The organism is Companilactobacillus bobalius, assembly GCF_009764355.1.
Map to the genome: position 1 here is coordinate 217,261 of NZ_LNUA01000031.1, position 13,518 is coordinate 230,778.

15 protein-coding genes and 1 riboswitch are annotated in these 13,518 nt (G+C 35.4%); of the genes, 11 read left to right on the forward strand and 4 right to left on the reverse strand.

Translation table 11 applies throughout. The annotated features are described in order from the left end of the window. Nucleotides 1-69 precede the first annotated feature (69 nt). The gene (locus ATN92_RS05560) at nt 70-711 is read right to left on the reverse strand and encodes an SDR family oxidoreductase (RefSeq protein WP_056953570.1); all 642 of its coding nucleotides are present in this window, start codon (nt 709-711) and stop codon (nt 70-72) included. A 111-nt stretch (nt 712-822) separates the two neighbouring features. Here ATN92_RS05560 and ATN92_RS05565 point away from each other — a divergent pair, with 111 nt between their 5' ends. Beyond that, nucleotides 823-1,584, forward strand: coding sequence for a flavodoxin family protein (locus tag ATN92_RS05565; RefSeq protein ID WP_056953572.1), 762 nt, complete (start codon nt 823-825; stop codon nt 1,582-1,584). 125 nt (nt 1,585-1,709) lie between these two features. Here the strand turns inward: ATN92_RS05565 and tpx are convergent, their stop codons facing one another. Next, the gene (tpx, locus tag ATN92_RS05570) at nt 1,710-2,204 is read right to left on the reverse strand and encodes a thiol peroxidase (protein ID WP_056953573.1); all 495 of its coding nucleotides are present in this window, start codon (nt 2,202-2,204) and stop codon (nt 1,710-1,712) included. Nucleotides 2,205-2,298: 94 nt separating this feature from the next. Here tpx and ATN92_RS05575 point away from each other — a divergent pair, with 94 nt between their 5' ends. The 7 genes from ATN92_RS05575 to ATN92_RS05605 all read left to right on the forward strand — a co-directional run bounded on the left by ATN92_RS05575 (nt 2,299) and on the right by ATN92_RS05605 (nt 10,118). Beyond that, entirely contained in the window at nt 2,299-2,811 is a 513-nt protein-coding gene (locus ATN92_RS05575; protein ID WP_056953575.1) for a GNAT family N-acetyltransferase, read from the forward strand. 112 nt (nt 2,812-2,923) lie between these two features. Next, nucleotides 2,924-3,391: an LPXTG cell wall anchor domain-containing protein gene (locus ATN92_RS05580; protein ID WP_056953577.1), complete on the forward strand. Its 468-nt coding sequence runs from the start codon at nt 2,924-2,926 to the stop codon at nt 3,389-3,391. Between the two features lie 124 nt (nt 3,392-3,515). Continuing rightward, on the forward strand, nt 3,516-4,346 hold the full coding sequence (locus ATN92_RS05585) for a WxL domain-containing protein (protein WP_056953579.1): 831 nt from the start codon (nt 3,516-3,518) through the stop codon (nt 4,344-4,346). A 112-nt stretch (nt 4,347-4,458) separates the two neighbouring features. Continuing rightward, the gene (locus ATN92_RS05590) at nt 4,459-5,550 is read left to right on the forward strand and encodes a DUF3324 domain-containing protein (RefSeq protein WP_056953582.1); all 1,092 of its coding nucleotides are present in this window, start codon (nt 4,459-4,461) and stop codon (nt 5,548-5,550) included. A gap of 96 nt (nt 5,551-5,646) precedes the next feature. Beyond that, entirely contained in the window at nt 5,647-6,639 is a 993-nt protein-coding gene (locus ATN92_RS05595; RefSeq protein ID WP_056953584.1) for a WxL protein peptidoglycan domain-containing protein, read from the forward strand. A 4-nt stretch (nt 6,640-6,643) separates the two neighbouring features. After that, a complete protein-coding gene (locus ATN92_RS05600; RefSeq protein ID WP_087721267.1) occupies nt 6,644-7,756 on the forward strand; it encodes a DUF916 domain-containing protein in 1,113 nt (370 codons plus the stop codon). Between the two features lie 121 nt (nt 7,757-7,877). After that, nucleotides 7,878-10,118 carry an L-type lectin family protein gene (locus tag ATN92_RS05605; protein WP_056953587.1) on the forward strand — a complete coding sequence of 747 codons (2,241 nt, stop codon included), beginning with the start codon at nt 7,878-7,880 and terminating at the stop codon, nt 10,116-10,118. A gap of 139 nt (nt 10,119-10,257) precedes the next feature. Here the strand turns inward: ATN92_RS05605 and ATN92_RS05610 are convergent, their stop codons facing one another. After that, on the reverse strand, nt 10,258-10,551 hold the full coding sequence (locus ATN92_RS05610) for a transposase (protein ID WP_143444178.1): 294 nt from the start codon (nt 10,549-10,551) through the stop codon (nt 10,258-10,260). Nucleotides 10,552-10,620: 69 nt separating this feature from the next. Here ATN92_RS05610 and ATN92_RS18725 point away from each other — a divergent pair, with 69 nt between their 5' ends. The 3 genes from ATN92_RS18725 (at nt 10,621) to ATN92_RS05620 (ending at nt 11,629) form a co-directional block, all read left to right on the forward strand. Continuing rightward, the gene (locus ATN92_RS18725; protein WP_234032517.1) at nt 10,621-10,785 is read left to right on the forward strand and encodes a hypothetical protein; all 165 of its coding nucleotides are present in this window, start codon (nt 10,621-10,623) and stop codon (nt 10,783-10,785) included. Between the two features lie 32 nt (nt 10,786-10,817). Further along, nucleotides 10,818-11,390, forward strand: coding sequence for an RNA-guided endonuclease TnpB family protein (locus tag ATN92_RS18730; protein ID WP_234032522.1), 573 nt, complete (start codon nt 10,818-10,820; stop codon nt 11,388-11,390). A gap of 86 nt (nt 11,391-11,476) precedes the next feature. Beyond that, entirely contained in the window at nt 11,477-11,629 is a 153-nt protein-coding gene (locus ATN92_RS05620; RefSeq protein ID WP_156638767.1) for a hypothetical protein, read from the forward strand. A gap of 37 nt (nt 11,630-11,666) precedes the next feature. Here ATN92_RS05620 and ATN92_RS05625 read toward each other — a convergent pair whose 3' ends face one another. Next, entirely contained in the window at nt 11,667-13,181 is a 1,515-nt protein-coding gene (locus ATN92_RS05625) for a helix-turn-helix domain-containing protein (RefSeq protein ID WP_056953591.1), read from the reverse strand. A gap of 100 nt (nt 13,182-13,281) precedes the next feature. Further along, a riboswitch (Lysine riboswitch) is annotated at nt 13,282-13,484 on the forward strand. Nucleotides 13,485-13,518: the final 34 nt, after the last annotated feature.

A 13,518-nucleotide genomic window follows, 5' to 3' on the forward strand; every position in this document is an offset into this window, starting at 1 on the left:
TAACGAATTATATTTAAAAAGCAAAACAGTCAACAACTCAAATTGAGTCACTGACTGTTATTTTCGATATTAACTAAATATATCTTCTTCAGGTTGATCACCACTGGCAAAGGTGTACTCTTTACCGATTGTTGACGAATTCTGAATAATCAATGCTAAAGCTTTAGCAACGTCAACTCGAGGAATTGTGTCATTTTCATTAGGTCCCAATAATTTGATCTTACCAGTACCATCTTCATTAGTTAGTGTTCCGGGATGAATAATTGTGTAATCGAGACTAGTGCCACGCAGATGATCATCAGCGTAATGTTTAGCAGTCATGTAAGGTCTGATACCACTTGCGTCCCACTTATTTCGATTGTCACTAAAGACAGAACTAACCATAATATAACGTTTGATTCCAATTGCTTCGGCAACCATCATTGTTTTGATAGCACCATCGAGATCAATTTCAATTGTTAGAGCATCGCTAGCACCACCAGCACCGGCAGAGAAGACGATAATGTCAGCACCAGACTCTTCAATTGAATTCTTAATATCGTCTAGAGAAGCTGTTAGATCGATAAATTGAGTTTCGATATTGTTTTCGTTGTAGGCCTTGATTTGTTCTTGACTACGCAATCCAGCAACAAATTCGATGTTTCTTGATTGTAATTCACCAATCAGTAGGTGTCCGATTTTGCCATGGGCACCAATAATAAGAACTTTCATACTCAAAACCTCCTTAGTTAAACATACTGTAGCAACATTTTTTTAATAATGCTAGTGTTTTGAATCTTATATTTGAGTATATTAGACTTATATACAAAGGGGAAATAGCGTATGAAAATATTAGGAATTTTGGCCTCCCATCAAGAACATGGTCTCAATGCCCAAATGTTGGATGAAGTGTTGAAAAATGTTGATAGTGGAATCGAAACAGAAACAATCTTCTTAGAGAATTATGATATTACGCCTCACAAATATCATGAGGACAATCCTGTTTTGGATGAATTGGCGCAGAAATTAATGGACAGTGACGTCTGGATCTTTGCTGCACCTACTTATTGGCGAGAATTGTCAGGAGTTTTAAAGAATTTTTTCGACTGCATGCGACCTAAGTTTGTCTATTTCAAACAAAATGGCGACACGATACCAGGTCCATTCAAGAATAAGCACTACTTGAGTATTTCGTCTTGTTACGTTTCTATATTAGAAAACTTTGTTACTGGTGTGACTGACGATTCATTTAAGACGATTGATCGAGTAATGTCCGCTGCTGGAGTAATTAAAGTAGGGGAAATAGTTTTGCCGAATACCTTTGGCATGAAAACCATTCCATATAATAAGAAGAAACTGTGTCAAAAGTATGCTAAAAAGATTTCTGTCAGAAAGAGAAAGGATGATTCAACCGTGAAAAGATATATACAGCTATTCTTTATGATTGCCGTGATGGCACTAATAACAATGGGGATTCAATTACCACTCTCAGGATGGATCGGTAACAATTTCTGGTTGAATTATACTAGTTTTACTATTATTTTCTTTGTCTTACTGGCTTGTATCTTGCACTTTGTAACGTTTGTCAAACATCGCCGTCGTTAAACTAAAAAAATCTCGGACAATTTATTGTAAATTGGTCGAGATTTCTTATTGAAATGTATTATTATCAGGAATGGTTCTTTACATTTGTATAGGAATTTTTACAAATGCTGAATGGTTCGATGAATCTAATTCATTTGGTCAATCTGATCCAGTACCTTATCATAACTTGGTTCGTCAGTTTGTACTGGAACTACCTCAGAATAAGTGATTTCGCCGTTAGGGTCAACTACCCAGACTGAACGTGCCAAAATGTCCAAGTCCTTGATCCAAAGATTGGATTTCTTACCGAAGTCGCGGTTGACATCAGCTAACATTTGCATGTTCTTCACATTTTCAGCTGCACACCAGTGGGTTTGTTCCTCAACAGTGTTAGTAGAAATGGTAACGAAGTTGATAGCCGAGTGACCATCGACTTCTTCATTGAAATGTTTAGTTTGAATACTGCAGACACTAGTATTGATGTTAGGAACGACACTGATCAATAATGGTTTGTTTAATAGATCACTGAGTTTGATTTCTTGATTGTTCTTATTTAATACGGTAAAGTCGGGGAACTTATCTCCAACAGATAGTGGTTGACCAATTGTGGCAACAGTTTGTCCTTTAAATTCCAAATTCATACGAATATTCACCCTTTCTTTTTTGATGCTAGACTCATTATAAGTTAGGGCAAAATAAAAACCTAGAAATTAGATTGCAAATTGAGGTGATGCCATGTTAATAGTAGGAAAAGATATTAAGATAAGAAATTTTACGGAAACTGACTTTCCTCAGTTTCTAGCGTTAGTCGGTGATAAGACTAATCATGAACTAGCGGGATTGGAATATAGCACGGATTCCAATTATGTTCACCAGTTGTTTGAAATGTATTGCAAAAGAGATGATGCTAATGTCATTGCTGAAGTAGAAAATAATACAATGGTAGGAATTATCGAGATCAATCATCGTGGAGAGTCCGCAGACCTTGTTTTGACACGAGAAATCGGCTTTGTTATCGATCAAAAGTATCGACAAAAGGGATTTGCGACAGAAGCAATGCAGTTAGTGATTGATTATGGATTTAAACAGTTGCACTTGAAAGAGATTTGGGCGTCCACTGAAGAAAAAAATCAAGTTCCTCAGAAGATTTTAGAAAAATTAGGGTTCAAATATATCTACAGTGCCGACCAAGCGCTTCCATTCGCAACACATAGCAATATAGTCAGATATTATCTTCTGAAGGAATAGTTCACTTTTTGTAAGAAATTCTTAATTATTTCGGAGTAAGCAAATGGTATACGGATGGTACTATACTTCTTGTAAGGAGAAAATAGACTGACTTTTGATGAGAGGTTTTTATATGAAAAAAAGAACGAGAACTAGAAAAAGTCTCACAGTCAAAAAGCGAATAGTCGGTTTCTTCGCAATTGCCGTTATTTTGTTAGGTGTGGTTGGTGGATTCAGTATTAACAAAGTTATTGCTGAATCTGACAGCACGGCAGGGAATGACGCTGCAGCACCAGTTGCGGTACTCGCTAAGACGTCTGATAGTAGTACTTCAGGCGCAGGCGGTGCAGCAACTAATGCTAACGTCTTAGTTGGTGATAATACTGGAACAAGTACCGGTAGCCAAACACAAGCTAAAGATACTGACTATACACCGTCAGTCAACGTCAACAACATGTCAACATACCCACAAACCGGGGATGCGCATGATACCGGATTAGTCATTTTAGGCTTTACTATTTTGATTGGTCTATTCGCTTTTTATGGATTGAAGTTCCGGAAAAGCTTCCAATCTTTACACGTTTCAAAGGTAACAAATTGATTCAATTCTGATAAATATCTTTTACAAATTATGAGATGTACGGTTCGTAAAATTTGGTATTATCTAATTGTAATCAAGAAAGACAAAAACAAAAAATAATTTTCTATATCAGGGAGGATATATCATGAAATTATCTAAGAGTGTTTTAGCAGGATCATTAGCAACAGCAGGAATCGTTTTAGGAGCAATTGCACCAACAATCACAGCACAAGCTGCTACATCTTCAGGTGCTACAGCTGCTGATGGAACTGTTTCATACAAAGCTGGTACAGATGTTGGACCACTTGGTGGCAGTGATAGTAAATTAGCAATTGCATATGATGAAACTACAGATGGAAAGACTACAGCTGTTGGTGAAGCATCAGCTCAATCAAATGCTAATGTTAAAGTTCAATCAGGTCTTTTGACATTAGATTCTGTTCCTGATTTTGGATTTGGTAATGCTGCCATTGGCACAACAGTTGCTTTGGATAGCAACAATCGTGATGACAGTGCTACAGATAGTCAAGATAAAGGTGTATTAACAGTAACTGATTCACGTACTGACGCACCTGGATTCACAGTTGATGCTGCTATTACAAACTTCTTTGCCGGTAGTGATGACAAGACAGGTCAACCATTTGTTTTGAATCTACAAAAGACACAATTGAAGAATGATAAGGGTGGCGATGTTTCAGCCGATGGTCCTAGATATACTACAGGTATCAATATTGCCGGTGCAGCTAATAAAGCCGGAAGTGCTGATTCAACAGCTCCAGAAGCTTCAACTATGATTGACTTGGATAAGGGTACATATACAGATGGTCCTATCAATGCTTCATTTACACCAACTGACAAGAACACATACTTGAACTTAGCTACAGATACTCCAGCAACAAGTGGCAAAGATGGTGTTCAATCATACAATGCTACAATTACATGGACATTGAAGACAAAATCTACTGTTACAGCATAGTGAGTATTTAAAATATAAATGTTAAAATGTTAACCACTACTACAATAGTAGTGGTTTTTATTTTATAATATAAACGACTTATGCATTGATTTTAAAAAGGGAGGTTCAAGTTTTGAAACCAAAAGTTAGATTCTTGTTTCTAATTTCATTTATTTTTACTATGATAACAGGATTATTCGGTGCTACTAATGTTAGGGCCGCAACCTCTGGTGACTATACGATTAAACCAGGTGGCGAAAGTAATGATGTCGTAAATATTGATAATGGATCGTATATGGTAACGGGTAAACCTGGTCAAACTGCACAATTGAAATTGATGGTTGTTAATAAGGCCAGTGATACACGTAATTTTATTTATTATGCAGCAACTGCCTATACTAATAATAATGGTACTTTATCGTATGATGATACGAATGTAAAAGATCCATCTCTTAAAATTCAAACTAAAGACGCGTTATCTCCAAAAAAATCAATATTTAAAGTTCCAGGCAATACAACAGCCACAATTACTTTAAACGTGACTGTTCCTAAGAAAAAATTTGCAGGTACTTTAATGGGTGGTGTAACAATTGCTCCATATAAAGAGAAGGCTAAAGGAAGCGTCTCAGATAATGGTACTTTGATTAAAAATAAGTTTAGTTATTCTATACCTGTGCAAATTCATCAAACTGGCCAACCTAAAGTACAACCTAAGTATTCAGTTAGAACGGTAAAACCTGGTTTGGTACAGACATTTAAGGGTAGAAAACAAGGCGTTTTAGCCAATGTTCATAACTCTACTAATTCATATGCAGGTACACTTTCTGCTAAGGCTGTTGTCACTAAAAAAGGTGATAAAAGCTTTAAGATAACTCAGAATTATAGTTCACAAGATATTGCTTCAACTACTAATTATGATTTGAGTATTCCGTGGGGTAAAAAAACTCTTCAATCGGGTAATTATCATTTGAAGTTAACTTATAAAACAGATGGTGGTTTGAAGAGTTGGGTTTTAAATAAAGACTTTGCAATCACAAATAACGATGCTGCTAAGTATAATAAATTAGCTGGTATCAAGCCTAATTATCTATGGTTGTACATCCTATTAGGCATTCTTGCTTTGGCAATTATCCTAGGATTAGGTATTTACTTAGGTAAGAGAAACAATAACAAGAACAACAACGGTGGAGATGGCAATCAACCTACAAGACGTCGTCGTCGTTAATATTCTTTGATAAATAATTAAATATTGAGCTGTTCCAAGACTTGGAACGGCTTTTTTAGTATTATTAGAGGTGAAGTAATTATCAGGGGCAGAACAATGAATAAAAAAATAATCTATTTTCTATCAATGGTATTCTTTGCCTTTATAGGCTTTATAACGTTTAACAACACTGTCGTGAAGGCCGATATTAGTAATGTTACAGTGACTCCCTTAATTGAGGATGCTAATAGTGATGTTACTGATAGGTTTGATATTGTTGGCAAACCGAATGCTACACGTACAGTTAAGATTTCTATTGGTAATTTCAGTATTAATAAACTACGTTTGAGAATTGTACCAACAAATGCAACAACTTCCATGGATGGTAAAATCGTCTATACAGACAAGGTTCGTGCAGGTCAGTATGGTTTGAAATATGCTTTTGCCGATATGACCAAGCCACAGACCTTAGTTTTGGAGCCGAATAAGACTAAAGATGTGACTTTTAAAATTAAATTGCCATCTGATAAGATAGAAGGATTAGTTATGGGTGGATTTAACATCTATGATGCAGCTAGGGATGGTGCCAAAGGTAATGCCAATGTTGCAGTCTGGATAACGGGCAACAATAAAGCTGTTGGTGGTATTATCAGTTTACATAATTTGGCTTTGGACGTAATTAGTCGAAAACCGCATATTATTATCAATTTGCAAAATAAAGAACCTGGTCAGATGAAGAATGTTATCGTTCATATGACTGTAAAACGTAAGAGTTGGTTGGATCGTTTCAATTTGGGACCTAAGGAAATGGTTGCCGATACGACGTATAATAAAGTTGCACCTAATTCAGCTATTCCGGTTGATTTTGATCAGAATCAGACACCAATTCAAGCGGGTGAATATGTTGTTAAGGGTGCGGCCCGAAGTGGAAAAGCTACTTGGACTTTCCATAAGACATATAAAATTACGCAAGATCAGGCGAATGATATCAACAAACGTTGTAAAGGCTTGATCTATAACAAGACCACAACTTATATTTTGATTGTCTGTGTCTTAGTATCATTGATTTTCCTTATTTTCTGGGCCATTTGGTATTCAGGTAGGAGTTAAAAATATGAAAAAACGAATAATATTATTTTTCTCAACATTGTTGATGTTATTAATTGCCTTTTTACCAGCAACAACGGTGAAGGCAGCACCAGACAAATCTTATGCTATTCAAGCAATTTTACCTGACAATCAAATTGACAAGAATGAATCATATTTTGATTTGAAGGTAACTCCTAAGAAGGAACAAACTTTAAAAGTTTTAATTGCGAATACTGGTACGAAACCAATTACAGTTACTGCTGAGGTTAACAATGCTTATACAGCTGACTCAGGTGTGATTGGCTATGATAAATACAATACTAAATTGTATAAGTCTAAGCTTCCTTCATTGACTTCATTAGTTGATGGTTCAAGGAAACAAGTTGTTAAGTTGGATACTGGTGAGAATAAGACGGTTGAATTCAAAGTTAAATCTCCAGATTCAGAATACGCCGGAATTATTCTTGGTGGAGTCACGACCACAGCGTCAGTCAGTCCTACTAAGTCAAAAAATATCAATATCAAGAATCAAGTGCGTTACGTTAAGGGTGTTGTTCTACGTTCAAAAGACGATGGAGTAATGCCTAGTATGCATTTAACTTCAGCTGCTCCAAGGGCTGTGGCGGGTTCAACTGGTATTTCTTATATGTTAGATAACACAGCTCCGATTAACATTAATAAAGTTAAATTGACTGCTCACATCAAACATAATGGTAAGACGATTAAGTACAACGCTGACAATTTGCAAATTGCGCCTAATTCACAATTCAATTACTTTATTCCGATTAGTAAGTTGACATCGGGAACTTATAAAGCACATATTACTTTGAAAAATGATTCTGGATTTTCTCAATCATTTGATAAAAATATATCGGTTCAACAAAAAGAAGTCGATAGTGTTAAAGATGCCATCAATCCTAAGCAGGAAAGTAATAATAAGCAGTGGATTGGTATCATCATTGGAATTATTGTTTTAATCGTAATTGTTGTTTGGATGTACTTGTACTATTCACAACGTAATAAGAACGGTAAAGGACCTAAAGGTCGTAGTGGATTGAGATTTGGTGGAAAACCAAAGAATGATCCTAATAAGACTACTAGATCTGGTAATACAAGATCATCTCGTCATAAGAAATAAGCTACCGATACCTCAAGCAAATAATGCTTGAGGTATTTTTTTATTCTTTTAATTAAGGTGGAGATATTATTTTATTGAGAATATAATAAGCTTGATGAGTAGGCTGAAGGAGGGCGTTAATTTGAAGACTAAAAATCTTTGGCAGAATGTTCTATTATTTTTTGCCAGTATTATGATTGTTCTTTTTAGTGCAACGACAGTTAAAGCTGATGATACGCCAACTGGGCTAAGTAATGATGATGTCTTGGGATATACACCGAATGGTTCTATCATAGGTAGACCAGCAAAAGATGGTATTTTTACTAAACCATCCAGTTTGATCAATGGTGGAACGAATGCAGCCGCTGTTGTTAATAATACTTTGAGTAATACGGTTTACATGACTTTTTGGAGTAGTAAAAATAATAATGGGATTTTATGGTCAAATGAGAAGAATAAGATGGATGTCACTAAGAATGCTTATTTTTCATTTTGGATAAAAACTCCTGTAGACACTGCTAGTGGTGGTGGATTAGCATTCGTTATGCAAAACGATCCTAATGGCACTAATGCTTTGTCGACTTTGAATGGCAATGCGACGGCACCAATGGAAACATTAGGTGTTTGGGCAGCGGATCAGAATACATCCCATTTGGCGAACGCTATTCAAAATAGTTGGGCACTAGAATTTGATAATTATCCTAACGTCAGTGGGAACGTGAATGATGCTTTTGACAAAGATTCGAGTTTGGATAGTACTCAATTAGTCAGTGACAAGGTTCACATTGCTTCGGGATATCCTGATGATGAGCAATCTTATTCACCACTGAGTAATGGGGCTTATTCATTGATTCATCAGTCACCAATTTATCGGACGATTGGTACAAATAGCGGTTGGCATCATGTTTCGATTCTATATAATCCGAATAATGATGGTAAGACGGCCAATATTACTTATAAATTCAATGATAAAAATATTGATGGTACACCTAACACTAATACTGGAGTAGATTCTGCTACAAATCCAATCGAGGCAGATAAAACGGTCGAAATCGACTTGAGTAAATTTAATTTAGGCAGTGATAAAAAGGTTACTTGGGGTTTTGTTGGTGCTGGTAATACGGGAGCAAGTGAATCTCAGTTGATTTATGAACAATTATCTTCATTGGCTGATGTTTCAGTTGATGCTAAAATCTTCGACTCTACTCAAAATGATCGCGAATTGACTTCTAATTATAAAGAAATCAATGCTGGCGATAATCTGAAGTTACAGTACGATTTGAAATACAATGGTGGACAAGAAGATGTTGGTAAAATCAAAACGACAATTGATGTGCCCAAAAACGTTACTTTAAATTATGGTGCTTCAATTAAATTTGCTAATGGCAATACGGAGAATATTTCTAATTCAGAAATTGACACAGCTAATAAGACTGGTGTTTTGACCCACACAATCAGTTTGGTTACGAACGTGTTGAATACGACTAATAATCAGGCTACGCTTACTTTAACTGGTACCACGCCAACAACGGTTGCTGACAATACGAAGGTAGCATCTAGTCATGTTCATTTTGCCAGTGATACTTATATTGGTGATGCAATGGCAACTGATTTTGTTATCCGTAATCCTAAAATCAAAACTCTAAATTTGGATGCTAGTTTGTCATCAACTGAGATTTCAACTATTACTAGTACCAATTTGAAGGGTTCACTTACTTATGCTGATGGTAGTGCCTTTGAAAGTGAGGGAGCTCTTTTAAATGTGACAGTTGATGGTAAAAATTTGAGTCAAATGGCAGTCACGGCTACTGATGACAATAAGAAGATTGATTTTTCACTTCCGTTTTATGGTAGTTCTGACGCCGGAACTGACTTACCTGAACAAGAGATTCTAGGCCCAGGTACACACACGATAACAATTTCAGCCAATGATCACTACAATAATAAATCAGAGACGAAGACCTTTACGGTGACAGTTGATGCGCAATCGTTGAAACTTGATTTAGGTGATGGTAACTTTTCATTTGCTAATATCCAATCATATTATTCTGGAGATGTACGTCGAAATGACGATTGGCAGGTCAATGTGATTGCTCAGGATTCATCGTGGTCTCTGTCAGCCAGTGGTACTTCTTTAGTGAACGACGATAGTGAGACTTTTGATGGTGAAATGTTTTATCGGGATGCCCAAGGTGAGGTAGCTGATTTGAATTCACCAACACTTATTAGTAATTCAGAAATTGAAAAGTCGGAGACGGGTACCTTTGATGTGACTAAGGGCTGGTCGAAAAATACTGGAATCTTGTTGCATTCAGATGGTGATCTAGTTTCTAGTGGAAAATATACAGGAACAATTAGTTGGACTTTGAATAACTCAATTTAGGTTAAAAATGATTCATTTTATGAAATAAAAGCTTTTATAAAGGTCGTCAATTGAAAAAACTCGGTAATTTATTACCGAGTTTTTTCAATATTTTGGACGACCATTATTATATTTTTTAATTGTTAATTAACACATTCTATTACAATTTTTTAGATGCATTTCCTAATGTGCTCATAAAATAGTTTGAAGACCAAAGATGGCCACTCCATAATTGTGATTTTGTTTCCGGGTATTTCTTGAGCCGTTCTCTAACCGATATTCTTTTTAGATTTTTTACGGTATTTGTTGGTGTTTTATCCGGTAAAAGAAAGCTGAAAGCACCAGTCTTCAGGCCACTAATAAAGATTTGTTTGAGGCATATAGGGGTTTCTTTAGTAAAAAGCGTAAGTTTCCTCGTTTCAAGAGCAAGAAGTTTCCCAAACAAAGTTATCAATCTAAGTTCGTAAATAACAACGTTGAGATCATTGATAACTCTTATATAAAACTTCCTAAACTTGGAGTAATGAAATATAAGAACAAGAAATCAATTCCTAGTATCATCAAGTACGTTACGATTCGTAAGTCATCTACTAGCAAGTATTATGCTGTTTTAACGGTTGATGAAGAACCAGAGCAATTACCTAAGACTAATAAATCAGTTGGAATTGATATGGTGTTTCTGATCTAGTCATTTGTTCAAACGGTAGAAAATATAAGGCTATACGGTTTGATAAAAAATTAGCTAAAAAGAAACACCATTGGGAAAAACGATTAGCTAGAAGACGTACTCAGGCTTTGAGGGACATTCAATACAAGAAAAAATTTGGATTGAGTGACCCAAAAACTTTAGAACAGTACAGTAATTATATAAAGGCTAAGCTCATGGTAGCTAAATACAGTGAAAAAATAGCTAATCAAAGGAAAGACTATCTTCATAAGATAACTCGTGAATTAGTTGAAAATAATGACATGATTGTAATTGAAGATTTGAAAACCAAAAATCTTCTTAAGAATCATAAATTATCACGTGTTATTGCCAACCAATCATGGAGTGCATTAAGACTAATGCTTGAATACAAGTGTGAATGGTATGGTAAAAAACTTTTGATAGTTAATCCATTCAAAACTAGTCAAATTTGTTCTAACTGTGGTTATGACGATGGTAAACACGGATTAAACATTCGAGAATGGGATTGTCCAAATTGTAGTATTCACCATGATAGAGATGTCAATGCAAGTAAAAACATATTAAATATTGGCTTGGAACAAGCCTTAGTAACCTCTACTGACTAGTTGAAATACTAGTTGGCAAGTATGGAATGTTCCTAGAAGCTCGGTATTTTAGTACCGACGTAGTTCACAGTGAAGGCGGCTTGATTATGAAAAAACATTTTCAAACGAAGACAGTTGATGATATTTCTGATGATTGGACAAATAATTCAGGTCTATTATTGGAGAATGATACTAGTAAAGAAAATGAGGCTGGTCAATATACTGGTACTTTAAATTGGACAGCAATTAATTCATTGTAAAAAAATAGACGGACTCGTTATGAGTTCGTCTATTTCTTTACAAAACTTTTTTCTTTTTATTTGTGGTGATTTTATTTTTAAGTTTTTTGACGTAGATTTGATTCAATTGAATCAATAACCAGATATAGTCTGGCCTAGTGGAGGAAATATCCCAGGGAATGACTTTAAGATTTCCTGGATACTTCTTTTTCTCGATATCCAATGGTAAGACATCCAATGAAGTGATTAAGACGTCGACATCATCGTAAACGTTACTTGGAACTACTTCAACGAATTCGAGATTACGAACTGTTCTTAAAGCAACCTCAGCGGCCTGATTACCTGGGTCAATTAAGACTTTAACACGGATGAAATCTTCTTCACGAATTGTTGAAATATAACTTGGCAAGATTTGATATAAATCTTTTGAAATTAATTCAGCCGCATTATAAATGCCCGGAAATTCATTTTGATCAACATTTGAGAAGAAGGTATAAACGTCTTTGTACAAGTCAGTATATGATTGTTCATTACCCTCAGCGTACATTGTATCGAGATGCATCAAGGAATATGGCGCCATGATGTAATAGAAAACAATATCACGGGTGACATAAGTCATGATGTGCTTCAAAGTCTTTTGATTATGATAAACAGTCATATCATCGTGATAATGCTCTTTAAGAAAATCTATAAAGTGATAAACGAGCGCGTAGAACTTCGGATTAATACGAGCATTAGTATTGATTGGTTGTTCAAAGGCGGTGTCACTAGGTTGAAAGGCTGTCTTTCTAAAGAGATTGATCAGCTTATTTTCATTATGTAAGGCATCTAGTGGCACAATTGGATAATCATCGTGAGTTAAAATCTCTTCACCTAGTTGTTGATTATCGAAGACAACGTTGTAATATGGCAAATCTTCAATATAATTTCGTTTGATCAAACGAATTCTGGAGATTGCCAAGAAATACTTCAGTTGAAAATGTACGATTGGATTGTCAAAAGTTATTCCCGCTTTGGCAATAATTTGATCGATTGAGTTCTCTTGAATAAGGCTAAATGGCCATTCTTGAGCATGGTAAGTATACCAATAGACATAATAAGCCATCCATCGGATATTTTTCTCATTACCCTTGATCTCAAGGGTTGAATTGGAAATTTTAAGTCCAAAGTTTTTAAGGAAGGCTCTGAATTTGGACATTCGACGATTGAGAGTTGATTTACTAGTAAAGTGTTCGTTACTGAAACTCTCAAATGATGGATTAGCACTGGTCAGGCCATAATTAAAGGCCTGAAAAACTACCGAGTTCTTAACTAAGTATAGGCGGTAAGTATCAATGAAAATTTTACTAAAGTCGATTGACTCAATCTTAGTGTCACTAGGATCGATATCAGGGGCGACATCGGCAAAATCTTCTAGCAGTGCTTGGAAAATGTTATATGTTTTTTGGTACGTAAATTGTAATCTACTACTAATATTACTCAAGTTTACTTCACGAGGAGGTAGCGACTTAATAACAGTTAGCATTCGATATTTCTCTACGTCTTGCTTAACTAAGAAAATTTGCTCCAACATGTTTGTTTCCCCCGGCAATGTTAAATTGTTAATTTAAAAAGATTAATAAATATAAGAAACACTACTTGCTACTATCTTAACATTTATTTATAATATTTTGTAATCAGATAGAGGCGCAATTTTTATTAGTCGTGTTTTGGAGTACGATAGGGTACCTTGAAAAAACATTAAAGGAAAAGTTGCCGAAATCATTTTATCCCTACTTGATAAAGTTGATTGGGCTATTACTTAATAGGTGGTAGACTGTCGTACGTTCAGAGAATGAGTTTCTTATTTTTTGAAAAACGTTGAGCTATTGATTATTGGGATAATTATAATCCTTATTGTCAGTAGTTCC

Excerpts from the sequence above, each read along its gene's own strand:
- ATN92_RS05560 (WP_056953570.1), bottom strand. The coding sequence starts at position 711 with ATGAAAGTTCTTATTATTGGTGCCCATGGCAAAATCGGACACCTACTG.
- ATN92_RS05565 (WP_056953572.1), top strand. The coding sequence starts at position 823 with ATGAAAATATTAGGAATTTTGGCCTCCCATCAAGAACATGGTCTCAAT.
- tpx (WP_056953573.1), bottom strand. The coding sequence starts at position 2,204 with ATGAATTTGGAATTTAAAGGACAAACTGTTGCCACAATTGGTCAACCA.
- ATN92_RS05575 (WP_056953575.1), top strand. The coding sequence starts at position 2,299 with ATGTTAATAGTAGGAAAAGATATTAAGATAAGAAATTTTACGGAAACT.
- ATN92_RS05580 (WP_056953577.1), top strand. The coding sequence starts at position 2,924 with ATGAAAAAAAGAACGAGAACTAGAAAAAGTCTCACAGTCAAAAAGCGA.
- ATN92_RS05585 (WP_056953579.1), top strand. The coding sequence starts at position 3,516 with ATGAAATTATCTAAGAGTGTTTTAGCAGGATCATTAGCAACAGCAGGA.
- ATN92_RS05595 (WP_056953584.1), top strand. The coding sequence starts at position 5,647 with ATGAATAAAAAAATAATCTATTTTCTATCAATGGTATTCTTTGCCTTT.
- ATN92_RS05600 (WP_087721267.1), top strand. The coding sequence starts at position 6,644 with ATGAAAAAACGAATAATATTATTTTTCTCAACATTGTTGATGTTATTA.
- ATN92_RS18725 (WP_234032517.1), top strand. The coding sequence starts at position 10,621 with ATGAAATATAAGAACAAGAAATCAATTCCTAGTATCATCAAGTACGTT.
- ATN92_RS05620 (WP_156638767.1), top strand. The coding sequence starts at position 11,477 with ATGAAAAAACATTTTCAAACGAAGACAGTTGATGATATTTCTGATGAT.
- ATN92_RS05625 (WP_056953591.1), bottom strand. The coding sequence starts at position 13,181 with ATGTTGGAGCAAATTTTCTTAGTTAAGCAAGACGTAGAGAAATATCGA.